This is a genomic window from Streptomyces coelicoflavus (assembly GCF_045041415.1).
Taxonomy (GTDB): Bacteria; Actinomycetota; Actinomycetes; order Streptomycetales; family Streptomycetaceae; genus Streptomyces; species Streptomyces coelicoflavus.
Window position 1 is genome coordinate 4,406,428 of record NZ_CP108218.1, and the last position, 23,197, is coordinate 4,429,624.

The window sequence follows — 23,197 nt, forward strand, 5'->3', positions numbered from 1 at the left end:
CGGCCGGTAAACGACTCCTTTGTTGAGTGATGAGTCCAGCTCTTCCAGCGCGGTGTGACGGCCGCTTGCGCGGCTAACCCCGCCGCGTCGCACTGTGCTGCCCGAACCCCGGACTTCACCCCGGGACACAAACGGTCGGAGTGCGGTCTGCTCCGGCCCGCTCCACACCGTGGCCGCCGATTTCGTCGGTCCACGCTGTCTGCGCACCCAGCCCGAACCCAAGGTGTGGAGCACCACCTGCTCCGCCCGTCATCCGCCCCAGGGGGAAAACATGGCCACCACTTCGAACATGACCCAGCCCGATGATGTTCCTGCACCGGTGCCCGAGCCTCCGTCCATTCCCGATCGGGCGGGGTGGGTGGTGCCGGTGACCGTGATCGGGGTGGTGGTCGCGCTTATGGCCTGCGCGTTCGGCGCGTTCCTCGTCCACGCGTACCCGGTACTCAAGGAGCCGTTGACGGTGGCCCTGAGCATCGCCACGCTGGCCGGGCTGATCGTCACCACGGTGGTGTCGCTGAACCGCAGGCGATGAACGCTGGTGAGGCGGAAGCTCCCTACTTCTCGGCATCCTCGAGGGGAGGAGGAGTAGCTGCGATGAAGTCGGCGGTCAGCTGGTCGGCGTACGGGGCCGCCCAGCTCCTGCCCCGCCTCATCGGCCGCCGGACCCGCGGCCCGCTGTTCCTCACCAACTGCAAGGCTCCGGCCGGAACGCCGACGCTCGACGTGTGCCCGGAAACCGGCCGGGCCCGGCTCTTCTACCGCCGGGCCGAGGAGATCTTCGATGAGAACACCCTGCTGCTGGCCAACCCGCTCGCCTCACCCGAGGACATCGAGGACACGGACGGCTGGACCCTTCACCGGCTCCGGCACGGTGCCCTGACCCACGATGCCGAGGACGGCACCTCCACCCCGATGCTGCTGGCCCGCTCCCGCTACGCCTCCGTCCGCTCCCTGGAGCGCTACGCCCGCCCCGGCGTCGACTCGGTCGCCCGGCGCGTCGCCGAACGCGGCCCCGCCGCCCGGCGTCGCAGGTGAGTCCGAGCGCATCAGGGCTTCAAGATCATCCCGTTGCCCTTTTGGCGCGTATCTCGGTCACACCCCACCAGGCGCCGCGGCTGGCCCAGCACGTCAAGCGTGCCGTCGGGCGGAACGAGCGGCGCGGGCATCGGCTCGCGTTGCTCCGTCGCGACCGGGGCTTGGACGATCGTCTCCGCCATAACAGGGGGCTCGGCTTACGACTCCCGGATACATCCGTGGTGGGAGCCGACCGTTTTAACCAGGACCTCGGCGATGTTCCGCCACAAGTGCCAGGTTTCAGCGACCTTCGTCGCCTGCGGGGTTCCGGTTCTGGCTTCCTCGGCATAGGCGCCGACCCGGTCGCGGCAAATGACTATTTTTCGTCGTCCGCGTAGACGGCGATCAGCGCGTGAACCTCCGGGTCGTCCTCAACCTCTGTCCGGCCAAAGCCCACGTCCAAGGCGACAGCCCGCAGTTCCTTCGCCCCGAGGCGCTGCAACTGGGCAAGGGTCCACGGCCCGCTCTCCTCGTCGAACCCGAGATCATCTTGACCAAGAGCGGCGAGCCCGCCGTTCTGCGCGGACGGGGGCAGTTCCCGTTCCTCCGTCTCGTCGTGCCAGGCGTACATCCACTCGTGCCGGACGGTCATTGTCTGCGCCCACGGAAACTCGCGCGCACCCAAGGCTTCCACCGCCGCGACGAGTGCCTTCACGGCAGCCATCCGACGGGTGTTGCGGATGTTCACGCGGAGCCCCTTCGGCACCGTGAACTCGAACGTTAGCCGCAGAACGCGCGGCACTTCGTTGTCTGCCACAAGATTTCCTCTCGATGAGAAAGTCAGCTGTCGCAAGAATAGGGCAATCTCGCCGAGATTGGAGGGAGTTGAGAGATTTCGTGCTGGCGAAGGCGGCTCAGGGGCGCTCGTCGCAGGCAGCGGGGCTGAGCGGCGACAGCCTTCCGAACGGATTCCGAAGCCGCTGCCCCGGCGGCATCCTGGCCGTGCGCTGGGAGTCGCTGGTTCCTGGATGGTCAGAGAAGCGCCTGGACGACCCGTTGCCTCAGCTGCTCGTCGGCGAGACTCTCCACCGTGCGCCACGCGGCATCCGTGACCTCATCGGTCTGCAGTTCGCCGATGTCGGCGGTGGTACGGAACAGGAACCGGAAGTCGAAGTGCTGGTGGGCGGGCTCGTCCTTGGCGGGGTTGGCGTCGATGGGGTGGATGTCGATGTGCAGCGGGATCTCGCTCTGCGGGGTGACGACGTGTGGCGGGATGCCGGTCTCCTCGGCCAGTTCACGGCCGGCGGCCTGCAGGAGCGTGTCGTCGGAGGGCTCGATGTGGCCGCCGGGCAGCAGCCACTTGCCGGTGGCGTTGTGGAGGATGTGCAGGACGCGGCCGTCGCGGCCGACGAGGATCGCGCCGGCGGTGACGTGGCCGGGCAGGGTCTTGCGATTGGTGAGGTCGTCGCTGTCGTTGAGGAGGCCCTGGACGACGGCGATCTCGCGCTTGTCCTCGGGGTGCTGGTCGAGGTAGGCGTTGATGGTGGTGCGGATGTGCTGGGCCGTGATGGGCATATTGATCACCTGTTGAAGTAGGAGAGCCAGGTCGCCGCGATGGCCTCGCGGTCAGGTGCGGAGACCTCGTGGATGCCAGGGGTGAGGTCCCCGCGGGTGAGCATCCTGATCGCGGCGAGGATCTCGGCCTGGACCAGGAAGATGAACGGTCCAACGCTTGCGCCGTGGATGAAGTTGACGGCGTTGCCGCCGTTCGCCAGATAGAAGTAGTGGCCGGTGGTCTGGTAGCGGGTGACGTGGTCGCCGACGACCGTGCGGGTGTAGACGTCCGGCAGACCGGCGAGGTCGAGTTCGTCCTCGCTGGAGGTGACGGTGGCGACGTAGGCGCCGTTGCGCAGGTGGGAGAAATCCTCGCCGCGCAGGGAGACCGCGCCGGTGGCGCAGAGCACCAAGCCGGCACCCGTGAGAGCGGTCTCGCGGTCGCGGGCGACGGTGAAGCCCTGGGACAGGGCCTGAGTACGTCGGACGGGGTCGATGTCGAAGACGGTGACCTGGACGCCCTTGGCGTGCAGGAGCCTGGCGATGGAGGAGCCGAGCTTGCCGAAGCCGATCACCAGGGCGGGGCGGCCGTGGAGGATGTCGCCGCGGCCGCGCATGACGGCCTCGGTGGAGAACACCACGGACTGGCCGACGAGGAAGTCCTCGGGATCCTTGAGCGGGGAGCGGGCCACCGAGACCACAGGGCAGGGCAGCTTGTCGAGGGCGTCATAGCGGCGGTGGCCGTTCTCGGTGTCCTCGACGACGCCGATCAGACGGCCGGTGAAGCGGCTGTGGAGGTCGGCGAGGGTGGGGGAGAAGTAGCCGCCGACATCGAGGAGGGCGACGGTTTCCCCGGCAGCCCGGGATTCGAGATAGTCCAGTGCGGTGTCCGGGTCGGTGAACAGTTCGCGGGTGAGTGAGTCGACGGCGACGGTCCGCTCGGTCTCACGCTGGGCGGCCGGGTGGACGGACTTCGGCTTGGGCAGTACCGCCGCGAGCCGGGTCATCGAGGCGACGGCACGGACGAATGCGGGGCGCTCGGCCAACAGGTGAGTGATCAGGAGCGACGAGGTCTGCTCGTCGGAGGCGAACTGAGCGGCGATCCGGGCGAAGTAGGCGTCCAGCTTGGCGCGTTCGAAGGTTTCCATCTCAGTTTCCTCTCATCGGGGCGTGCAGGAAGTCCCAGGGGTCAGCGGGTCAACGGGTGCGGGCCATCCCGTACAGCAGCCGGTCGGACTGGCTTGCGGTATCCAGGTAGGTGTCGAGCTGGGATGCGTCGACGGACTGCGACAACGAGTCCAAGCCGAGCAGGAGAACGGCTGTGCCGGTGCGGGTGACCAGTGCTGTCCAGACAGGGCGGCTTGGCAGCCGCAGCCTGCGGGAGGTGCCGGGAATGTGGAGGAACACGTGGTCGCCGATGATGTGCAGGCAGCGGCCGGCATCCGGAACCACATCCTCTGCCCGGCCCAGTCCGCCGAGGCTGTCCGCGAGACGCCGCATGCGGGATTCGGGTGCGTCAGCGGGGTCGGAGAGAGCCGGAGCAGGAGTGTGCGTGATCAGGATGTGGGCGATCTCGCGGTTGTCCGGACTGATGCCCGGCCAGCTCCACGCGGCGAGTGAGAGGAGTAGTCGGGGCTCAGGTCCGGTCGGAGTGACGGCGGCGGTCACGCCTGCTTCCCTCCCGCGCCCTTGAAGGAGGACCAGACGATCTTCCCTAGGGGCGTACGGTCCTGCACTCCCCAGTCGTCGGCGAGCGCGTCCACCAGGATCAGGCCGCGTCCGGACAGGTCGGTGTCGGTGGCCTCACCCGTCTTGGGGCGTTCGCAGCGGCTGTCGTGCACCTCCAGGCGTACGACGTCGTCCTCGGCGTCGAGGCGAACCAGGAATCCGTGGTCGGAGACGGTGCCGTGGACGAGCGCGTTAGTCGCCAGCTCGGAGACGCAGAGACGGACATCTTCGATCCGTTCACCACGGCCCCACCCGGCCAGGGTGGCGGTGGCGAATTCCCGCGCCTGTTGGATGGATTTTGGGGTGGCCTTGAAGAAGCATTGGTCCGTTTCGATCATGGTCGTCCTCATGACTCGGCGTCCAGGAGGTGGGCGGGCCCGCAGCCGTGGCGGGAAGCTGCACCCCGGGAGGTGCCTGGCGGGCGCGCAGGGCGGGGCCGCCGGACGAGCAGCAGCCGGGAGCCGGCCGCCTCGATCTGCCGACGGCGCTCAGCGGCTATCGCCCTCGGGCCAAGGTGGGAAGCGGTCGGGGCGAGTACGCCGTAGACGTCCGGCAGTGCCAACACGTCGAGCAGACCGATGAAGGCCGACGAGCGGGGGTCGGCACTCGCCTCGCGATCCGTGAAGACGCCGGACAGCTCCAGCTCGTGCCTACGGCAGTACTCGGCGAGCGAGGCGGCCAGCGCCTCTTGCCGGGCTTCGGAGACCCGCACCAGCCGCAGGAATCCGTAGACGACAGGCCCGCTGACCAGGCGATGTTCCGTGAGAGGTTCCATGCTGGGGACCGTCCAAGGAGTCGGCAGGTGGTGACGCTCCTGAGCATGGCGGCCCCTGAACTCCTGGCCAATCACCCGTCGTTCTACTTCCGTTCCACTTCCGTCCCGCCGCCCCCGGGCATCTGCTTCGATGACAGTGGAAGGGAGCAAGGCGTGGCAACCGTGCACCACTGGACCGGCCTGGAAGCCAGGGCTCTGCGTCTCGCTCTACGTCTGAGCGTGCGGGCCTTTGCCGAGCACCTCGGCGTAGCCGTCGCGACGGTCTCGAAGTGGGAGAGTAAGCGCGCCGAAACCGAGCCCAGACCCGACACCCAGGCCATCCTCGACACCGCCCTCGGACGCGCCGACGCCCCTGCCCACCTGCGCTTCGAGACGCTCCTGTCCGAGATGGCCAGCACCGTGCAAGGCGCCGGACGGCGCGTTACCGCCGCCGGCCCGCGAGCTTGGGAGTACGAATCGTGGGCCGAGGACCTGGATCGCGTCGTGGTCGCGCTCTCCCGTCAGAACTTCACCTTCGCCGACAGCCTGCTCAGCCGGTGGCTGACGCGGTTCAACGCCCGAGAACTGGATGAGAAGGGCCTGTACCTTTTCGCCCGCTCGACCGCGCTGCTCGGCGACCTCAAACGCGACCAAGGCTCTGTGCTCGGCCCACTCTCCGCCCAGCACTCCTACGGCGGGGCTCGCGCGGTTTTCGCCCAGCTCGACATCCCGCGTCGTGTCGCCCAGCTCGACCTCTCCCTCGCGGTGGTCACGGAAATGTCCGGCAAGCTGGAGGCTGCCGCCCGCCACTACGAAACCCTCGCCGTCGACGACCGGCTTTCCCGCCGGGACCGCGCCAGGGCCCGTCTGTGGGTGGGCACGGCGCTGAGCAAGAACGGCCGGCACGACTACGCGACCCGCGTCATGCAGGCCGCGACCCGCGACTTCGAGGACCTCACCGAACCTGACGACTGGTCGGTGGCCCACCAGAAACTTGCCCTCGCCCGCCGTGGCGCCGGCGACCTCACTCAGGCCCTGCACTTCATCGACATCGCCCGCAGCAGCGGGGCCGCCGACTCCCCGATGCAACGTGTACGGCTGGACACCGCTCATGGCCACATCCTGCTCTCCGACGCGGCGACCCGGGATGATGGAATCCTCGTCCTCGATCAGGCCACCCGCACGGCCGCGCAGTACGGACTCGTGCACCAACTGCGCAGTATCGAGGGCATCAGAGCCATGAACGAGGGGCCGACCGGCCCCCGGCGACGGTGACCAGGGAGAGACGCGTGAGCGACAACCAGCAGGCCATCACCGAGGACCAGCGGCACCAGGCCGTGCTGATCTGGGACTACCACCAGATGCACCACCAGCTGCGGCCCGTCGACGTGGCGATCGGGCTGGGCAGCCACGATCTCGGTGTCGCGACCCACTCCGTCGAGCTCTACCGCGCTGGGCTGTTCTCGACCCTGGTCTTCACCGGCGCCAACAGCCCCACCACCGCCAAGGTCTTCCCGCGCGGCGAGGCCGTCCATTTCCGCGAGCATGCCATCGACCTCGGCGTCCCCGCCGAGGCGATCCTGCTGGAACCGGAGGCGGGCAACACCGGGCAGAACGTGACTCTCTCCCGAGAGGTCCTCGCCTCCGCCGGCATCACCCCGACGACGGTGATGCTGGTCTCCAAGCCCTACATGGAACGGCGGTCGTTCGCGACCGCCCGCAAGCTGTGGCCCGGCGTCGAGATCCTCTGCGCGTCGGAGCCGCTGGAGTTCGACGACTACGTGAAGTCCATCGGCGACGAGAAGCTCGTCCTGGACATGCTCGTCGGCGATCTCCAGCGGGTTATCGAGTATCCGAAGCTCGGATTCGCCATCGAGCAGGAGGTCCCGGAGGACGTGCATGTTGCGTACGAATCCCTCATCCGTGACGGCTTCACCAGCCGTCTCATCGCTTCCTGACCTGCCCGAGGCGGGCGGGCTGTGCGCAATTCACCAGCCCAACCTGTTCCCGAGACTGGCCACACTGGCCAAGCTGTTCGCGGCGGACTACTGGATCGTCCTGGACGACGTCCAGTTCACCCGCCGCGACCACCAGCACCGAGCCCGCCTCGGTGCCCTCGACGAACCGGATCGTCGGCAGTGGCTGACCGTCCCCACACGCCTCCCCCACGGACGGCCGACTCTCATCCGGGACGCGTTGATCGACGATCCCGACCGGGCCCGCCGGAAGACCGCGGGGATGCTGCGGCAGCACTACGGAGCGAGCCCTTACTGGCCAGCCCTCGCCCGGTTCCTGGAACCGGTGTTGGACGCCTTCGACACTGGGAGGACCGCTGCCGTTGCCGCAGCCTCCACCCGCGTCCTGCTCGACCTGCTCGGCTGGCAGGGCCAGATCCTCACCAGCAGCGATCTGCCCTCCCGGCCGGGACGCTCTCAGAGGCTCGCCGATCTCTGCGCCGTTACCGGTGCCCGCGCGTATGTGTGCGGGGCCGGCGGCATGACGTACCTCGACCCGGCACCGTTCGCCGCCAAGGGCATCGCCGTTGTGCTGTTCCAGCCGCCGACGACCAACATCTGGTCCTCCAGCCGAAGGCTCAGTGCGCTGTCGGCGTTGGCGGCACTCGGCCCGCAGGATGTGGCCACCTGCATGCAGACGCTTGCTTTGGACCACGGCCTTCTGGTGGCCGCTGCTTGACTGCCCCCGCTCGCTCGCCTTGTCCGGATCAGCGGCGTGGGCGGCTCAGCCGACTCGTGGGAGCTGCGGTGGTGGTCGGCAGCTGGGCGGCGGGGGAAGGAGTGCCGAAGGCTGATGCGGTGGTGCTTCGCAGGCGGGCTGCTTCGGCGCGGCGGTTGGGGGCGGGGTTGCGGCTGGTGTGCTGGATGCGGGTGATCAGGACGCGGGCGGGCCTGTGAGCAGTGCCGAGCTCCCGGCGGGCGGCGGCTTCCTTGAGGAGCTGGTGGGGTTTGTGGCCGCTGGCCTCGGCGTCGGCGAGGACGGTGGCGAGGACGGGCCAGCCGGGGTCGGCCAGGATCCGCTCCGCGTGTTCGGGAACGGCGGCGCGTACGTCACTGGCCAGGGTGCGACGGGTCTCCTCCGTGGGGCGGCGGGATTCAAGTGCGGTGAGCAGCGGCGCGAGCGCGTCGTCCGCTGCGGACTGGAGATGCTGGACGGCTTGCCGGGCGGCGTCGGCCTGGTGGGCGTGGCCCTTGGCTTGGTGCCAGCGTCCGGCGAGGATGGCGGCCCAGAGCATGGCGGCAACAAGAGCAGCGAATGCGCTGCCGTCGGGGCTGGTGGCGGTGTTAGCGATGTCGCGGGCCGCGGTCCGCAGAGTGTGGGCGGCGCGGTCTTCGGCCCGGATTTGCGAGCGCTGGGCACGGGCGAATGTCTTGCTGGCCGCGTGCAGTTGGTTACGGAGGTCGGCGGGGGCCTTCTGGGCGGTGGCTTCGATGAGTTCACCCAGGGCGGTGATGTGCGCCTGTGTCCGCGCGTCTCCGCTGCCGGTGCTTGTGTGGGTGATCTGTGTGTGGAGGGTGTCGAGGGCTTCGGTGGCCTGATGCCAGGGGGTGCTGGGTCGGTTGCGGCGGGCTGTGGGGTGTTCCTCCGGTGCGCTGGTTTCGAGGCGGGCCTTGAGTTTGGGCAGGGTGAGGTCGGGGGCGATCTTCCCGCCGGGGTGGTAGATCTGCTCGCCGTCCTTGTTCAGGTCGCCGGGACGGCCGACGGCGTAGCCGAGGAGGTCTCCGGAGGGGCCTCGGCGGGGCTTGATCAGGATGTCGTCGGCTTCGAGGTAGGCGAGGAGTTCCTCGGCGCTGGTGGCGTGGGGGATGGCGGCGCGGATGCGGTCCTGGAGCCACTGGCGGCTGGTCGAGCGCGCGGGCGATCTGGTTGACGTTGACGCCGATGCGGTTGAGCTCGCGCAGCACCTGGGCGCGGAACATATGGGTGCGGCGGCGGTCTTCGGACTGCGGCCATTCTGCCGCAAGGGGGCAAAGGGGATCAGACGTTCGGCTCAGGCCATCGTCCGCGAGGCCAACTGAGACCAAAACTGAGACCACCAACGTCGAAGGCCCCCGCAGCAAGCTGCGGGGGCCTTCGACGTATTGCCCGGTGAGAGCAATGGCGGAGGATACGAGATTCGAACTCGTGAGGGGTTGCCCCCAACACGCTTTCCAAGCGTGCGCCCTAGGCCACTAGGCGAATCCTCCGCGGAGAACATTACATGACTCGGAGGAGTGCTTGCGAACTCGTTCTGGGGGCCCGACATCGGGTAACGTGTGGCCCAGCCCCTCACGCGGCGCTATCTGACTGAACTCCCCCAGGGCCGGAAGGCAGCAAGGGTAGGTCGGCTCTGGCGGGTGCGTGGGGGGCGTCTCATTTGCGGGCGGTCCGGTTGTCGGTGGGCGCCTATAACCTCGTATGCGTGTCGTCTCTCGCGCTCTACCGCCGTTACCGCCCGGAGTCCTTCGCCGAGGTCATCGGGCAGGGGCATGTCACCGACCCGTTGCAGCAGGCGCTGCGGAACAACCGGGTCAATCACGCGTACCTGTTCAGCGGTCCGCGCGGCTGCGGCAAGACGACCAGCGCCCGGATCCTGGCGCGCTGCCTGAACTGCGAGCAGGGTCCGACGCCCACGCCGTGCGGCGAGTGCCAGTCGTGCCGCGACCTGGCCAGGAACGGCCCGGGTTCGATCGACGTCATCGAGATCGACGCGGCCTCCCACGGTGGTGTGGACGACGCCCGTGACCTGCGCGAGAAGGCCTTCTTCGGGCCCGCCTCCAGCCGGTACAAGATCTACATCATCGACGAGGCCCACATGGTCTCCCCGCAGGGCTTCAACGCCCTGCTGAAGGTCGTCGAGGAGCCCCCGGAGCACCTGAAGTTCATCTTCGCCACCACCGAGCCCGAGAAGGTCATCGGGACCATCCGGTCGCGGACCCACCACTACCCGTTCCGGCTCGTGCCGCCCGGCACCCTGCGCGACTACCTCGCCGAGGTGTGCGGCCGGGAGGGCATCGCGGTCGACGAGGGCGTGCTCCCGCTCGTGGTGCGGGCCGGCGCGGGGTCCGTGCGTGACTCCATGTCCGTCATGGACCAGCTGCTCGCGGGCGCCGGTGCCGACGGTGTGACGTACGACATGACCACCGCCCTGCTCGGCTACACGGACGGCTCGCTGCTCGACTCCGTCGTCGAGGCGTTCGTCTCCGGGGACGGCTCCGCCGCCTTCGGGGTCGTCGACCGGGTGATCGAGGGGGGCAACGACCCGCGGCGCTTCGTCACCGACCTGCTGGAGCGCCTGCGGGACCTGGTGATCCTCGCCGCCGTGCCCGACGCCGCGGAGAAGGGGCTCATCGACGCCCCCGCCGACGTCGTCGAGCGGATGCAGGCCCAGGCGCAGTCCTTCGGCGCCGCCGAGCTGAGCCGCGCGGCCGACATCGTCAACGAGGGGCTCACCGAGATGCGCGGCGCCCACTCGCCGCGCCTCCAGCTGGAGCTGATCTGCGCGCGCGTGATGCTGCCCGCCGCGTACGGCGACGAGCGTTCGGTGATGGCCCGCCTGGACCGGATCGAGCGCGGAGTGCAGTTCTCGGCCGGTGCGGGCGCGCCCGCCATGGGGTACGTGCCCGGGCCCGAGGCGCACGCCGGCGGCGCGGGGGGCGCGGCTCCGGCCGCGGCTCCGGTTCCGGTTCCGCCGGGCGGTGGTCCCGCCGCGGCCCGTGCGGCGGTACGGGGGCAGGGGGCCGCTGCGCCGACCGGTGCGCCCGTCGGTGCGCCAGGGGGTGGTCCGGGGAGCGGTCCGGGGAGTGGTCCGTCCGCCGACTCGGATTCCGGTGCGGGTGCGGGTGCCGGGTCCTCCTTCGACGCGGGTGGTCCCCCCGGTGGGGGCGGGCGTCCGCAGGCCGCACCCTCTTCCGCCGCCGACGGCCCTGCGGCTCCTCCCGCGCCCGCACCCGCACCCGCGCCCGCCGAAGATCCCGCCTCCGCTCCCGCTTCGGCGCCCGGTGCCTGGCCGACCGCGGCTCCCGCGGGTGGTGGGCGCCGCCCCGGCGGGTGGCCCACGGCGGCTCCGGCGGGCGGCGGACAGTCCCGGACGGCGGCCGCTCCCGGTCCCGGCTCCGCTCCCGCCGCGACCCGGGCCCCGGCTCCCGCGGCGGCCGCCCCTGCCCCCGCGCCCGTCGCCGCGCCGTCGGGTGCTCCGGGGGTCGACCCCCGTTCGCTCTGGCCCAACATCCTGGAAGCGGTCAAGAACCGCCGTCGGTTCACCTGGATCCTGCTCAGCCAGAACGCCCAGGTCACCGGCTTCGACGGCACCTCCCTCCAGCTCGGCTTCGTCAACGCGGGCGCCCGGGACAACTTCGTCAGCAGCGGCAGTGAGGACGTGCTGCGGCAGGCCCTCGCCGAGCAGTTCAACGTGCAGTGGAAGATCGACGCGGTCGTCGACCCCTCCGGCGGCTCGGCGCCGCCGCCCGCCGGTCCGTCCGGCCCGTCCGGTCCCTCGGGTTCGTCCGGCGGATACGGCGGTGGCGGCGGCTTCGGTGCCGGTGGCGCAGGCGGCTCCGGTGGGGGTGGCTTCGGCGGGAGTGCGCCCGCGCAGCGGCCGTCGGCGCCCGCGGCCACGCCCGCCGCGCCCCCCGCGGCCCCGGCTCCGGACCCGGCGTCCGCTCCCGCACCCGCGTCTCGGCCCCCGGCGCCCGAGCCGCCCCCGGTCTCACCCGAGGACGACATCCCCGAGGACGACGACCCGGACCTCGACGAGTCCGCGCTGTCCGGCAAGGAGCTGCTGGTGCGTGAGCTGGGCGCCACCGTGGTCGAGGAGATCGCCAACGAGTAGGACCGACAGGACGGGCAGGGCGGACAGGGCGGCCCGGGCGGGCAGGACCGGCCGGCCGGGCAGGACCGGCCGGGTCAGGGGTACGAGCGGGACGGCGGCGTTCCTGGAGGAAGCCACAAGCGCCCCCGCCCCGTTCCTTCGGAAGCCCGCACAAACCGCACCGGCCCGGGCCCATTAGGCTTCACCCCGTGAAGGTCCTTGTCATCGGCGGCGGCGCCCGCGAACACGCCCTGTGCCGTTCCCTGTCCCTCGACCCCGACGTCACCGCGCTGCACTGCGCACCCGGCAACGCCGGTATCGCCGAGGTCGCCGAACTGCACCAGGTCGACGCCCTCGACGGCGCGGCCGTCACCGCCCTCGCCACCCGGCTCGACGCCGGGCTGGTCGTCGTAGGGCCCGAGGCGCCGCTGGTCGCCGGGGTCGCCGACGCCGTGCGCGAGGCGGGCATCCCGGTCTTCGGCCCCTCGGGGGAGGCGGCCCGGCTGGAGGGCTCCAAGGCCTTCGCCAAGGACGTGATGGCCGGCGCCGGCGTGCCCACGGCCCGCTCCTACGTGTGCACGAACCCCGACGAGGTCGACGCGGCCCTCGCCGCCTTCGGCGCCCCCTACGTCGTCAAGGACGACGGGCTGGCCGCGGGCAAGGGCGTCGTCGTCACCGACGACGTCGAGGCGGCCCGCGCCCACGCCAACGCCTGCGACCGCGTCGTCGTCGAGGAGTTCCTGGACGGACCCGAGGTCTCCCTGTTCGCCGTCACCGACGGCGAGAACGTACGCCCCCTCCAGCCCGCCCAGGACTTCAAGCGCGCCCTCGACGGCGACGAGGGCCCGAACACCGGCGGCATGGGCGCCTACTCGCCGCTGCCCTGGGCCGACCCGAAGCTGGTCGACGAGGTCGTGCAGAGCGTCCTCCAGCCGACCGTCGACGAGATGCGCCGGCGCGGCACCCCGTTCTCCGGGCTCCTCTACGCCGGGCTCGCGATCACCTCGCGCGGCGTGCGCGTGATCGAGTTCAACGCCCGTTTCGGCGACCCCGAGACCCAGGTCGTGCTGGCCCGGCTGAAGACCCCGCTCGCCGGTCTGCTGATGGCCGCCGCCACCGGCAACCTCGCCGACCTCGAGCCCCTGCGCTGGAGCGACGAGGCGGCCGTCACCGTGGTCGTCGCCTCGCACAACTACCCCGGCACCCCGCGCACCGGCGACCCGATCACCGGCCTCGACACGGTGGCCGCCCAGGACGCCCCGCACGCCTACGTCCTGCACGCCGGCACCCGCGCCGAGGGCGACACCGTCGTCAGCGCCGGTGGCCGCGTCCTGTCCGTCACCGCCACCGGTACCGACCTCACGGAGGCCCGCGACCGTGCCTACCGCGCCGTCGCCCGCATCGGCCTCGACGGCTCGCAGCACCGCACCGACATCGCGGCGAAGGCGGCGGGCGCGTAGCTCCCGACCGACCGGAACATCCGTTCCACACCTGGCCCGACAGGCCCCGGCTCCCTCCCAGGAACCGGGGCCTGACCTTTGCCGTCCGTCTCCACCTTTCCCCAAAGCCATTCCATCGAGTGACCGATGGGCCATACGGCTGACGGGCGCGAGGGCCCCAACTATGGTGCCGCGCAAGCGTTCCGGCACTTGGCCCACCGGCATTGCGATGTCAGTGCCGGGTGCCACAGTGGGTGGAGTGAGCAAAGCCGGAAGAGCGGGAAGAGCGGTAGTGCAGCAGGACGGTCCAGTACAGACAGGGCAGACAGGACAGCGATGAGGGGGTGAGGTCCGGCCGTGACCGGTATCGGTGGTGTGGAGATGGGCGCGCTGGCCGCGCGGACCCGGGCGCTGGCGGTGCTGCGGGTCCGCAGCCGCGCGGTGGCCGTGGCCCTGCTGCCCGCCGCCGCGGCCGTGATCCTCCTCGTCGGCGGATCCACCGGGCATCTCGTGGGCGGTGGCTGGGACGTCCTGCGCCGGGTCGTGTCCGTCCTCGCGCTGTGCGTCCTGCTGGCGGCCGCCGGAGTCGCCCTGGTCGTGGCCCGCTCCAGGCCCGCCGTGACCCCCACGGTCACGGTCGCCGAGGAGTCGGCGCCCGACCTCTACCGCATGGTGCGTGACCTGGCCGACCGGCTCGACGTCCCCGCCCCCTCGGCGATAGCGCTCACCCCGGACTGCGACAGCTGGCTGGAGGACCGCGCCCATCCCCGCCACGGCCCGCCACCCGTGGACCGGCACGACGACGACCTGTCCGGCCTGGGCGAGCCCGCCCGCCGCCGGAGTGCCGCCGCGGCGCCCGTCCTGGTCATCGGCTCACCGTTCCTGTGGTGGATGCGGGTGGGCGAGCTGCGCGCCGTCCTCGCCCCGGTCGTCGCCGGTACGGGGCCGTCGGCGCACCCCGACATAGCCGCGGCCCGGCGCTTCATACGGGGTCTGGACGCCGCCGTGGCGGTGGCCTCGGCGGGCCGGCGCGACCCGCTGTCCCGCGTGGCGTGCGCGGGCCTCGGCTGGGTGTCCCGGCTGCTGCTGCGCGGTTGCCGGGAGCACGCGACCGGGATGGAGCGCGGGGTCGCGGCCGCGGCCGCCGAGCGTGCACAGGCTGTGGACTACGGTCTGCGGATCGTCGCGCAGGAGCAGGTGGGGCTCGCCTATGCGGGCTGGGACCGGCTGCTGACCAGGGTGGCGCTGCCCGCCTGGCGAATGGGCCGCTGGCCCTCCCGGCTGGACGTGGGTGTCGTCGCCGCCCTCACGGAGCTGTCCCGGCGCGACCGTCTGGCCGAGGGCTTCGCCTCCCGCCTGGGCGAGCGTCCCGCCTGCGACCTGCTGGAGGAGCCCGGCACGATGGACGAGGCGGTCTCGCTCCTCGCCGCGCGCCTTTTCCACGGAGGGCCCGCCGAGACCGGTCCCGACTGGTCGCCGGTCGGGTGGGGCGAGTATCCCGAGGAAGTCGTCGACCGGACCTGGCGCACGGACGCGGCCCGCCTGCACCGGGTGCTCGACACCCTGGGCGTCCGCCGCGCCGCCGGGGGCACCGCACCGGGCACGGACGGCCCGACCCTGGCCCGCGTCCTGGACCACCTCACGATCCCGGACACCGAGCCCCCCGCCCCCTCTCCCACCGATCCGCACGCCGGATACGGCGGCCCGGGGGCACCGCATCCCGAGGCCGACGCCGCGACGGAGACCGCGAGCGGCACCGCCGCCGGTCCAGGGACCCCGGCCCCCGACGCCGGCACGCAGGCGGGGTACGGCGACGACCTCGACGCCCCGCCTCCCGGGTACGGCGACGACCTCGATGCCCCGCCTCCCGGGTACGGCGACCACGACGCCCCGCCTCCCCGGTACGGCGACCACGACGCCCCCGACGACGAGGACGACGACGAGGACGACCTGGCCGGGACCACGGCCAGGGGTGCCGCTCTCGCCGCCGGGCTCAGCGCGCAGCTGGCCCGGGAGGAGGCGCAGGCCCGGCCCGGCGGAGCCGGGGTCCCGTCCCCGCCCCCGGGCCCGGGAGCCGGAGCCGGTCCGGACGCCGCGCTCTGGGACGGCCGTGCGCTTCCCCTCCTGCCGTTGCAGCCCCCGCGCACCGGGCGCGAGATCCTCACCGCGCACATCACCGCGATGGTGTGCTGCGCGGCGATGGACACCGCCGGTGCGGCCCCCGGCCTCGACTGGCTCGACGGGCCGTCGCTCCTGGTCGACGGCGCCCGCACCGCGGATCTGGCGCCCAGCGTGCTCAGCCTCGTCGAGACGGGCGACCCGGGCCCGCTGCGCGCCTGGATGACCGACCTCGGGATACGCCCGGAGAAGCCGGTGCGTCTGGTCTGACGCCCGCACCGTCCCCCTGGCCCCGCAGACCGCAGACCGCAGACCGCAGACCGCAGGCCACAGACCACTGACCGCAAGCCGCAGGCTCGGAGGAATCGGACTCTTCCATTCCACTTTCGGCCACTTCGCGACGAACAGTGACAGCCCGCGTGCGAAATGTGATGTGCTGGGACCGATCGCGCACATGGCAAAGGCGTTCGTCATACGCACGACCGCGGGGGCACGAGGGAGGGGGCTGTCCCATGGGGCCCGAGCAGATCCGCCGCTGGGAGTCGGGAGCACTCGCGCACGCCGTGACGGACCCTTTCGGACAGGGACCCGTCCCCTGGCTGCGCGGTGGTGAGACGTACTTCGGCGACACCGGCCAGGTGGTCGCCTGGTACGCGGACCAGGAACGCACCGGCACCGGCTCCGGCACCGGTGGCGGCCCCCGCGCCGCCGACGACGTCCGCCGCCAGATCAAGGGCTTCACCGCGACGGGAGCAGCCGCCCCCGGTGAGGCCATCGACTTCCACATCACCGTCGACCCGCCGCAGGAGTTCAGCGTCGACGTCTACCGGATCGGCCACTACGGCGGTGACGGCGCCGCCAAGATCACCACCAGCCCCCGCCTGTCCGGCATCGTCCAGCCCCCGCCGCTCACCGCCGACCGCACGGTCTCCTGCCACCACTGGTGGCTGTCCTGGCGGTTGCAGATCCCCTCGTACTGGAACATCGGCGCGTACGTGGCCGTCCTCACCACCGCCGACGGCTACCGCTCCCACGTCCCCTTCACGGTCCGCGACAACCACCCGGCCGACCTGCTCCTCCTCCTGCCGGACGTCACCTGGCAGGCGTACAACCTCTACCCGGAGGACGGCCGCACCGGCGCCAGCCTCTACCACGCCTGGGACGAGGAGGGCCGGCTCCTCGGCGAGGCGGACGCGGCGACGACCGTCTCCTTCGACCGTCCGTTCGCCGGGGCCGGTCTCCCCCTCCACGTGGGCCACGCCTACGACTTCATCCGCTTCGCCGAGCGCTACGGCTACGACGTCGCCTACGCCGACGCCCGCGATCTGCACTCCGGCCGCGTCGACCCGGCCCGCTACCGGGGCCTGGTCTTCCCGGGCCACGACGAGTACTGGTCCGGCGCCATGCGCCGCACCACCGAACTCGCCCGGGAGCAGGGCACGTCCCTGGTCTTCCTCTCCGCCAACACCATGTACTGGCAGGTGGAGCTGGCTCCCTCCCCCTCCGGTGCCCCCGACCGCCTGCTGACCTGCCGCAAACGCAAGGGTCCGGGTCGGCCCGCGCTGTGGCGGGAGATCGACCGCCCCGAGCAGCAACTGCTCGGCATCCAGTACGCCGGCCGCGTCCCCGAACCCCACCCGATGATCGTCCGCAACGCCGGTCACTGGCTCTGGGAGGCCACCGGGGCGCACGAGGGCGACGAGATCGAGGACCTGGTGGCGGGCGAGGCCGACCGCTACTTCCCGCGCACCGCGCTCCCCGAGCACGACGAGCGGGTCCTGCTCGCCCACTCCCCGTACGCCGACGTGGACGGCGTCCGGCGTCACCAGGAGACCTCGCTCTACCGGGCCCCGTCGGGCGCCTGGGTCTTCGCGTCCGGCACCTTCGCCTGGTCCCCGGCCCTGGACCGCCCCGGCCACGTCGACCCGCGCGTCCAGCGCGCCACCGCGAACCTCCTGGACCGCATCTGCAAACGGGACTGAGCCCCGCAGGCCGTCCCGCGCACCCCCACCGCCCCGCGCACCCCCACCGCCCCGCCGCTCGCCCTCCCCGCGACGTACGGGACAATCGACGTATTGTTCAGAACCACGGGGAGGAACCGTGTCCGGATTCGTTGAAAAGCCCGAGCCGATCCAGGTTCCGGGCCTGGTGCATCTGCACACCGGCAAGGTGCGCGAGCTGTACCGGAACGAGGCGGGCGACCTCGTGATGGTCGCCAGTGACCGCATCTCCGCCTACGACTGGGTGCTGCCGACCGAGATCCCCGACAAGGGCCGGGTCCTCACCCAGCTCTCCCTGTGGTGGTTCGAGCAGCTCGCCGACCTGGCCCCCAACCACGTCCTGAGCACCGAGCTGCCCCCCGGTGCCCCCGCCGACTGGGAGGGCCGCGCCCTGGTGTGCAAGTCGCTGCGGATGGTCCCCGTGGAGTGCGTGGCCCGCGGCTACCTCACCGGCTCGGGCCTGGTGGAGTACGACCAGACCCGCACCGTCTGCGGCCTCGCCCTCCCCGAGGGCCTGGTCGACGGCTCGGAGCTGCCCGCCCCGATCTTCACCCCGGCCACCAAGGCCGAGGTCGGCGAGCACGACGAGAACGTCTCCTACGAGGAGGTCGCCCGCCAGGTCGGCGCGGACACCGCGGCCGCCCTGCGTCAGGCCACCCTCGCCGTCTACTCCCGCGCCCGGGACATCGCCCGCGAGCGCGGCATCGTCCTCGCGGACACCAAGTTCGAGTTCGGCTTCGACGGGGACGACCTGGTCCTCGCCGACGAGGTCCTCACCCCGGACTCCTCCCGCTTCTGGCCGGCCGACCGGTGGCAGCCGGGCCGCGCGCAGCCGTCGTACGACAAGCAGTTCGTGCGGGACTGGCTGACCTCGGCCGAGTCCGGCTGGGACCGGGGGAGCGAGCAGCCCCCGCCGCCGCTGCCGCAGCAGGTCGTGGACGCCACCCGCGCCAAGTACGTGGAGGCCTACGAGCTGCTGACCGGCCAGAGCTGGTCGTAGCGGCGGAGGCCGCACACGAAGAAGCCCCCGGCCGAAAACCGGGGGCTTCTCATCTGGAGCGAACGACGAGGTTCGAACTCGCGACCTCAACCTTGGCAAGGTTGCGCTCTACCAACTGAGCTACGTTCGCACTGCGCCGTGGGTGGAAGTCCTAGACCGGAATCACGGGCTTCGCCGTGGCGCGAGAGCCACTATACCCAACCGCGCTCCCTCGCGAGACGCACCGCCGCGTGCCGGTTCTCCGCCCCGAGCTTGCTCGCGGCCGACGACAGGTAGTTCCGCACGGTTCCCTCGGCGAGCGCGGCGCGCTCGGCGATCTCCGCGACCGGGGCCCCGTCGGCGGCGTGCTCCAGAACCTCGGCCTCGCGCACGGTCAGCGGGGAGTCCCCGGCGGAGATCGCGTCGGCGGCCAACTCGGGGTCGACGTAACGGTTTCCCGCGTGCACCGTCCGGATCAGTTCGGCGAGCCGCTGGGCGCTGACCGTCTTGGGGACGAATCCGCGCACCCCTGCCGCCAGCGCCCGCTTCAGATGTCCGGGCCGCCCGTGACTGGTCACGATCAGCACCTTGCAGCCGGGCAGCTCGGACCGCAGCGATGTGGCGACCTTCACACCGTCGGCGCCGGGCATCTGGAGGTCCAGCACGGCGACGTCCGGGGCGTGCGCCCGCGCCATCGCCAGCGCTTCCGGGCCGGTGGCCGCCTCGGCGACGACGACCAGGTCGTCCTCCAGGGACAGCAGGGCCGCCAGGGCCCCGCGGATGAGGTGCTCGTCGTCGGCGAGCAGAACGCGGACGGTCGTCGTCACGACGCGGCCTCCAGCGCGGTCCCGGCAGCGGCGGCCGGCAGCGGCACCTCGGCCGTCAGCCGGAAGACACCCCTGCCGACGGGCCCCGCCTCCAGGGTCCCGTCCACCGCGGAGAGCCGCTCGCGCAGCCCCGAGAGCCCGGAGCCGCCCGGGCCGCCCGGGCCGCCCGGACCCGTCGGGGGGCCGTCCCCCGTCCTCTCCGCCACGCCGTCGTTCTCCACCGTCAGCACTACACGCCCTTCCGACATCCGCACCGTCACCGCGACCTTCTTCGCGTCCCCGTGCCGCAGCACGTTCGTGGTCGCCTCCCGCACCACCCAGCCGAGCGCCGACTGCACCTCGGAGGGCAGTCCGGCCGTCTCGCCGTCGATCTCCGAGACGATGCCCGCCGCCGAGAGCACACCCCGGGCGCCGGCCAGTTCGACCTCCAGGGCGGCCTCCCGGTAGCCGCGCACGACGTCCCGGACCTCGCGCTGCGACTCCTGGGCGATGCGCTGCACCTCGATCATCTGCTCCACCGCCTCGGGCCTGCCGCGCCGGGAGAGCTGGACGGCCAGTTCGCTCTTGAGCGCGATCACCGCGAGGTTCCGGCCCATCACGTCGTGCAGGTCCCGGCCGAACCGCAGCCGTTCCTCGGCGACCGCGAGCCTGGCCCGGGTCTCCCTGGCCTCGTCGAGCGCGTAGAACGCGTTGAGCAGCCAGAGGGAGAAGATCGAGGTGATGGCGAGGAACCCGCCGGTCACCATCACCAGGCCGGCCAGCACGACCGACGCGAGCAGGGACATCTCCAGGGGGAACGTCAGGATCCCCGCGCCCACCGCGAAGCCGCCGACGACGGCGACCATCCGCCGCCTGCCGCTCACCCCGAGCGTGATCACACCGGCGGCGAAGCACAGGACGCCGCCGTAGACCGAGCCCGCCGCCGTCTCCACCTCGCCGGCCGGGCCGCGCTCCGCGATCACGACCGCGGTGGCCGAGACCACGGCGCTGACGACGACGAGCGTCCACATCAGCCGCACCGGCTGCGGGCGCCGGCCGAGCGTCCAGTCCAGCGCCCGGGACGAGACCAGCATGGAGACGGCTGCGTGCGCGGTGACCAGCAGGAACAGCGCGGTGGCGAGTCCGGCGCCGGTCCGGCCGTAGGCGGTCACTCCCAGCGCGAGGACCTCGATGACCCCGAAGAAGTGGAACGACCACCGCGTGTACGTCTCCACCTTCTGCGGCGTGCTCTTGACCCGCCACCATCCACCCGGCCTGCGCATCCGTCCGCCACTCCCGCTCGCCTCGTACGCCTCTTGCGTCACGTACGTCAGTGCCGTGGCTCCCAGCGGAACCATCGCCGTACAGCAAACACCGCGAGCACGGTCCAGGCCACCGCCGTCGCCACCGCGCCCAGCGCCTCGGCCGCCGACAGGTCGCCGGTCCAGCCGCCGCGCACCAGGGTGATCACGGGCGTCAGCGGCAGCAGCTCGCACACGGAGGCCAGCCGGTCGGGGAGCAGGTCCAGCGGGAAGAACAGGCCGGAGCCGGCCATCGAGACGAACATGATCGGCAGCGGCGTGACCTGCGCGCTCTCCCCGGTCCTGGTGAAGCTCGCGGTGACCGCCGCGAGCGCGGCGCACAGCACCAGGCCCAGCAGCAGGCCGACGACGGCCAGGTGGGGCGCCGACGGCGCGGACAGGTCGAGCAGGACGGCGCAGCCCACCGCGAGCAGCAGGGACTGCACGAGCCCGCTGAGGACGGCCGGCAGGGCGGAGCCGCCGAGGATCTCCACGTCCCGCAGCTCGCCGGTGCGCAGCCGCTTGAGGACCAGTTCCTCGCGCCGGACGACGAAGACGCCGACGAGGGCCGAGTAGACGGCGAACAGCAGGGAGAAGCCGATCGCGGCGGGCAGCACGAGGGTGCCGACGGTCAGTCCGGCGCCGGCGAGGTCCATCTCCTCGGCCCCCGCCCGCACGCTGAACGGCAGCACGAACGGGACGAACAGCGAGGCGAAGACGGTGCCCTTGTTCCGCCCCAGCAGGGTCATCTCGGCGCGGGCGAGCGCGGCCATGCGGCTCGTCGGCGTGGTGGTCGCGGTCCCGGCGGCGCGCTTGGCGCGGGCCGGTGTGTCCGTGGCGCTCATGCCGCGTACTCCTTCTCGGTCGTGGTGCCGGCCGCCTGCGCGGACACTTCCTTGGCGATGCTCAGGAAGGCCTCCTCCAGGGACGCCGAGCGCACGTCGAGGCGGCGCAGTTCCACCCCGGCCTGTCCGGCCCACACCAGCAGGCCGGTGGCCGCCCGTTGGAGCTCCCGGGTGCGCAGCTTCACGATCCGGCCGTCGGTCTCGTGGTCGTCCACGCCCAGTCCGGCCAGCGGCGGCAGGTCGCCCACGAAGTAGCCGTCGGGCAGTTCGAAGGAGATGCGGGACGGCTGTGCGGCGGTCACCTCGGCGGGGGTGCCGGTGGCGGCGATCCGGCCCTCGTGCATGATCGCGAGCCGGTCGGCGAGGTGCTCGGCCTCCTCCAGGTAGTGCGTGGTCAGCAGCACGGTCGTGCCCCGGTCGCGCAGGGCGCCGACCAACTCCCAGGTGTCCCGGCGGCCTTCGGCGTCCAGTCCGGTGCTGGGCTCGTCGAGGAAGAGCACCTCGGGGTCGCCGAGCAGCGCGAGCGCCAGGTCCAGGCGGCGCCGCTGGCCCCCGGACAGCTGCTTGACGCGGGTGCCCGTCTTGGCCCCGAGCCCGACCAGCGCCAGCACTTCGGCGGGCGGCCGGGCGCCGCTCACGCATCCCGCCCACATCCGCGCCGTTTCGGCGACGGTCAGCTCGGAGGGGAAGCCGCCCTCCTGGAGCATGACTCCGGTGCGGGGGCGTACGGCGGCCCGCTCGGTGTACGGGTCGTGTCCGAGGACGCGGACGCGTCCGCCGGCCGGGGCGGCGAGCCCTTCGAGCAGCTCGACCGTCGACGTCTTGCCGGCGCCGTTGGTGCCGAGCAGCGCGAAGACCTCACCGCGGCGCACGGAGAAGTCGATCCCGCGCACGGCCTCGAACCCGCCCCCGTACACACGCCGGAGGCCGGTGACCTCAATCACGTGTTCGTGTCCGTTGGTTTGCATGCTTCGAGCATTCCGGCGCGCGGGCCCCGACGACAGTGCGGCCCGTCATCACCCGGCATGACAAATGTCAGGGGCGGGCCGGCACCGGCTCCGGGCACACGAAAAGACCCCGGTCCAGGAGGACCGGGGTCTGATTCCCGAGCGGACGACGAGGCTCGAACTCGCGACCTCAACCTTGGCAAGGTTGCGCTCTACCAACTGAGCTACGTCCGCATTGCCCCCGACCGGCCTTCACCGATCGGTGCGAGCACCAGCCTACCTGATCCAATCGAGTGGCCGGTACGACGATGCAGAGCGGGTGACAGGAATTGCACACTGCGCCTTCCCCCTGGAAGGGGGATGTTCTACTACTGAACTACACCCGCATGTTCCGTGAGCTGGGCCTTTCGGCCTCGCCCCTCGGCGTGCTCCAGACTTTAGCTGATCACCCGGGGTGCCGCGCAAGTCGGTTGCCGCGAGGGGCGGCTGAGCGGCCGTCGGCCGCTCCCGCCGGACGCCGGCTCACGGGACACACGGCTCACCGCGCCTCGGCGAACGCCTCGTACACCTTCTTCGGGATCCGTCCCCGCGCGGGCACGTCCATCTTGTTCGCCTGGGCCCAGGCGCGGACCGCCGCCGGGTCGGGGGCGACCTCCGTCTGCCGGTAGGTCTTGCCGGACCGGGAGCGCTTGCGGCCGGCCGAGACGTACGGCTCGAGCGCCTTGCGCAGTTTCCGGGCATTGGCTTCGTTCAGGTCGATCTCGTACGTCCGGCCGTCGACTCCGAAGGCGATCGTCTCCGCCGCTTCCGAGCCGTCGATGTCGTCAAAGAGAGTGACCACGACACGCTGCGCCACGAATATCGGTCCCTTCGTGCGGCATCTCCGCGATGACGTGCCCGAACGTGC

General features: G+C 71.7%; 21 protein-coding genes, 4 tRNA genes, 1 other RNA gene and 2 pseudogenes. 11 read left to right on the top strand and 17 right to left on the bottom strand.

Annotated features, from left to right (window positions below; genetic code table 11):
• Positions 1-169: 169 nt before the first annotated feature.
• A complete protein-coding gene (locus OHA99_RS19515; RefSeq protein WP_405696952.1) occupies positions 170-532 on the top strand; it encodes a hypothetical protein in 363 nt (120 codons plus the stop codon).
• Between the two features lie 62 nt (positions 533-594).
• On the top strand, positions 595-1,035 hold the full coding sequence (locus tag OHA99_RS19520; RefSeq protein ID WP_366506527.1) for a site-specific integrase: 441 nt from the start codon (positions 595-597) through the stop codon (positions 1,033-1,035).
• 355 nt (positions 1,036-1,390) lie between these two features.
• On the opposite strand, the gene OHA99_RS19525 is transcribed toward OHA99_RS19520, so the two are convergent.
• The 6 genes from OHA99_RS19525 to OHA99_RS19550 all read right to left on the bottom strand — a co-directional run bounded on the left by OHA99_RS19525 (position 1,391) and on the right by OHA99_RS19550 (position 5,071).
• Positions 1,391-1,831, bottom strand: a complete 441-nt coding sequence (locus OHA99_RS19525) for a hypothetical protein (RefSeq protein WP_355287982.1) — start codon at positions 1,829-1,831, stop codon at positions 1,391-1,393.
• Between the two features lie 215 nt (positions 1,832-2,046).
• Positions 2,047-2,589 carry an NUDIX hydrolase gene (locus OHA99_RS19530; RefSeq protein ID WP_405696954.1) on the bottom strand — a complete coding sequence of 181 codons (543 nt, stop codon included), beginning with the start codon at positions 2,587-2,589 and terminating at the stop codon, positions 2,047-2,049.
• 5 nt (positions 2,590-2,594) lie between these two features.
• Positions 2,595-3,716: an adenosylhomocysteinase gene (locus OHA99_RS19535; protein WP_405696956.1), complete on the bottom strand. Its 1,122-nt coding sequence runs from the start codon at positions 3,714-3,716 to the stop codon at positions 2,595-2,597.
• Positions 3,717-3,765: 49 nt separating this feature from the next.
• Positions 3,766-4,236 (bottom strand): hypothetical protein, encoded by a 471-nt coding sequence (locus OHA99_RS19540; protein ID WP_405696959.1) that lies wholly within the window; start codon positions 4,234-4,236, stop codon positions 3,766-3,768.
• Positions 4,233-4,634, bottom strand: a complete 402-nt coding sequence (locus tag OHA99_RS19545; protein WP_355287976.1) for an ATP-binding protein — start codon at positions 4,632-4,634, stop codon at positions 4,233-4,235. Before OHA99_RS19545 ends, OHA99_RS19540 begins: the two co-directional genes overlap by 4 nt.
• 8 nt (positions 4,635-4,642) lie before the next feature.
• Positions 4,643-5,071 (bottom strand): hypothetical protein, encoded by a 429-nt coding sequence (locus OHA99_RS19550; RefSeq protein WP_405696961.1) that lies wholly within the window; start codon positions 5,069-5,071, stop codon positions 4,643-4,645.
• A gap of 153 nt (positions 5,072-5,224) precedes the next feature.
• On the opposite strand from OHA99_RS19550, the gene OHA99_RS19555 reads away from it, so the two are divergent.
• Genes OHA99_RS19555 through OHA99_RS19565 form a run of 3 tightly spaced genes read left to right on the top strand, consistent with a single transcriptional unit; the run spans position 5,225 to position 7,744 of the window.
• Positions 5,225-6,325, top strand: coding sequence for a helix-turn-helix domain-containing protein (locus tag OHA99_RS19555; RefSeq protein WP_405698978.1), 1,101 nt, complete (start codon positions 5,225-5,227; stop codon positions 6,323-6,325).
• Positions 6,326-6,339: 14 nt separating this feature from the next.
• Positions 6,340-7,008, top strand: a complete 669-nt coding sequence (locus tag OHA99_RS19560; RefSeq protein ID WP_355287974.1) for a YdcF family protein — start codon at positions 6,340-6,342, stop codon at positions 7,006-7,008.
• Positions 6,974-7,744: a WbqC family protein gene (locus tag OHA99_RS19565; protein ID WP_405696963.1), complete on the top strand. Its 771-nt coding sequence runs from the start codon at positions 6,974-6,976 to the stop codon at positions 7,742-7,744. The genes OHA99_RS19560 and OHA99_RS19565 overlap by 35 nt, the downstream gene beginning before the upstream one ends.
• 28 nt (positions 7,745-7,772) lie before the next feature.
• On the opposite strand, the pseudogene OHA99_RS19570 reads toward OHA99_RS19565, so the two are convergent.
• The 3 genes and pseudogenes from OHA99_RS19570 to OHA99_RS19580 all read right to left on the bottom strand — a co-directional run.
• Positions 7,773-8,912, bottom strand: a pseudogene (locus tag OHA99_RS19570) (mobilization protein); the annotation flags it as partial.
• A pseudogene (gene mobC, locus OHA99_RS19575) lies at positions 8,893-9,024 on the bottom strand (plasmid mobilization relaxosome protein MobC); the annotation flags it as partial. The pseudogenes mobC and OHA99_RS19570, both read right to left, overlap by 20 nt.
• A gap of 140 nt (positions 9,025-9,164) precedes the next feature.
• Positions 9,165-9,252, bottom strand: a tRNA-Ser gene (locus tag OHA99_RS19580).
• Positions 9,253-9,326: 74 nt separating this feature from the next.
• Here OHA99_RS19580 and ffs point away from each other — a divergent pair.
• The 6 genes from ffs (at position 9,327) to OHA99_RS19610 (ending at position 18,412) form a co-directional block, all read left to right on the top strand.
• An RNA gene (ffs, locus tag OHA99_RS19585) (signal recognition particle sRNA small type) lies at positions 9,327-9,421 on the top strand.
• A gap of 46 nt (positions 9,422-9,467) precedes the next feature.
• Complete coding sequence (locus OHA99_RS19590; RefSeq protein ID WP_153179053.1) at positions 9,468-11,876, top strand: DNA polymerase III subunit gamma and tau; 2,409 nt, start codon at positions 9,468-9,470, stop codon at positions 11,874-11,876.
• Between the two features lie 188 nt (positions 11,877-12,064).
• Positions 12,065-13,315, top strand: coding sequence for a phosphoribosylamine--glycine ligase (gene purD / locus OHA99_RS19595; protein ID WP_153179054.1), 1,251 nt, complete (start codon positions 12,065-12,067; stop codon positions 13,313-13,315).
• A 336-nt stretch (positions 13,316-13,651) separates the two neighbouring features.
• Positions 13,652-15,682 carry a hypothetical protein gene (locus OHA99_RS19600; protein WP_366472936.1) on the top strand — a complete coding sequence of 677 codons (2,031 nt, stop codon included), beginning with the start codon at positions 13,652-13,654 and terminating at the stop codon, positions 15,680-15,682.
• A 242-nt stretch (positions 15,683-15,924) separates the two neighbouring features.
• Positions 15,925-17,394: a N,N-dimethylformamidase beta subunit family domain-containing protein gene (locus OHA99_RS19605; protein WP_153179056.1), complete on the top strand. Its 1,470-nt coding sequence runs from the start codon at positions 15,925-15,927 to the stop codon at positions 17,392-17,394.
• 118 nt (positions 17,395-17,512) lie between these two features.
• Positions 17,513-18,412 (top strand): phosphoribosylaminoimidazolesuccinocarboxamide synthase, encoded by a 900-nt coding sequence (locus OHA99_RS19610; protein ID WP_153179057.1) that lies wholly within the window; start codon positions 17,513-17,515, stop codon positions 18,410-18,412.
• 54 nt (positions 18,413-18,466) lie between these two features.
• On the opposite strand, the gene OHA99_RS19615 is transcribed toward OHA99_RS19610, so the two are convergent.
• The 8 genes from OHA99_RS19615 to OHA99_RS19650 form a co-directional block, all read right to left on the bottom strand.
• Positions 18,467-18,542 (bottom strand) — tRNA-Gly (locus OHA99_RS19615).
• A 61-nt stretch (positions 18,543-18,603) separates the two neighbouring features.
• Positions 18,604-19,218: a response regulator transcription factor gene (locus tag OHA99_RS19620; protein WP_153179058.1), complete on the bottom strand. Its 615-nt coding sequence runs from the start codon at positions 19,216-19,218 to the stop codon at positions 18,604-18,606.
• Positions 19,215-20,480 carry a sensor histidine kinase gene (locus tag OHA99_RS19625; RefSeq protein ID WP_405698980.1) on the bottom strand — a complete coding sequence of 422 codons (1,266 nt, stop codon included), beginning with the start codon at positions 20,478-20,480 and terminating at the stop codon, positions 19,215-19,217. The genes OHA99_RS19620 and OHA99_RS19625 overlap by 4 nt, the downstream gene beginning before the upstream one ends.
• Positions 20,481-20,527: 47 nt before the next feature.
• Positions 20,528-21,343 (bottom strand): ABC transporter permease, encoded by an 816-nt coding sequence (locus OHA99_RS19630; RefSeq protein ID WP_164384124.1) that lies wholly within the window; start codon positions 21,341-21,343, stop codon positions 20,528-20,530.
• Complete coding sequence (locus OHA99_RS19635; protein ID WP_153179060.1) at positions 21,340-22,311, bottom strand: ABC transporter ATP-binding protein; 972 nt, start codon at positions 22,309-22,311, stop codon at positions 21,340-21,342. Before OHA99_RS19635 ends, OHA99_RS19630 begins: the two co-directional genes overlap by 4 nt.
• A 140-nt stretch (positions 22,312-22,451) precedes the next feature.
• Positions 22,452-22,524, bottom strand: a tRNA-Gly gene (locus OHA99_RS19640).
• A gap of 80 nt (positions 22,525-22,604) precedes the next feature.
• Positions 22,605-22,676: transfer RNA gene (locus tag OHA99_RS19645), tRNA-Gly, on the bottom strand.
• Positions 22,677-22,828: 152 nt separating this feature from the next.
• Entirely contained in the window at positions 22,829-23,146 is a 318-nt protein-coding gene (locus tag OHA99_RS19650; protein ID WP_164384126.1) for an Lsr2 family protein, read from the bottom strand.
• Between the last annotated feature and the right edge of the window lie 51 nt (positions 23,147-23,197).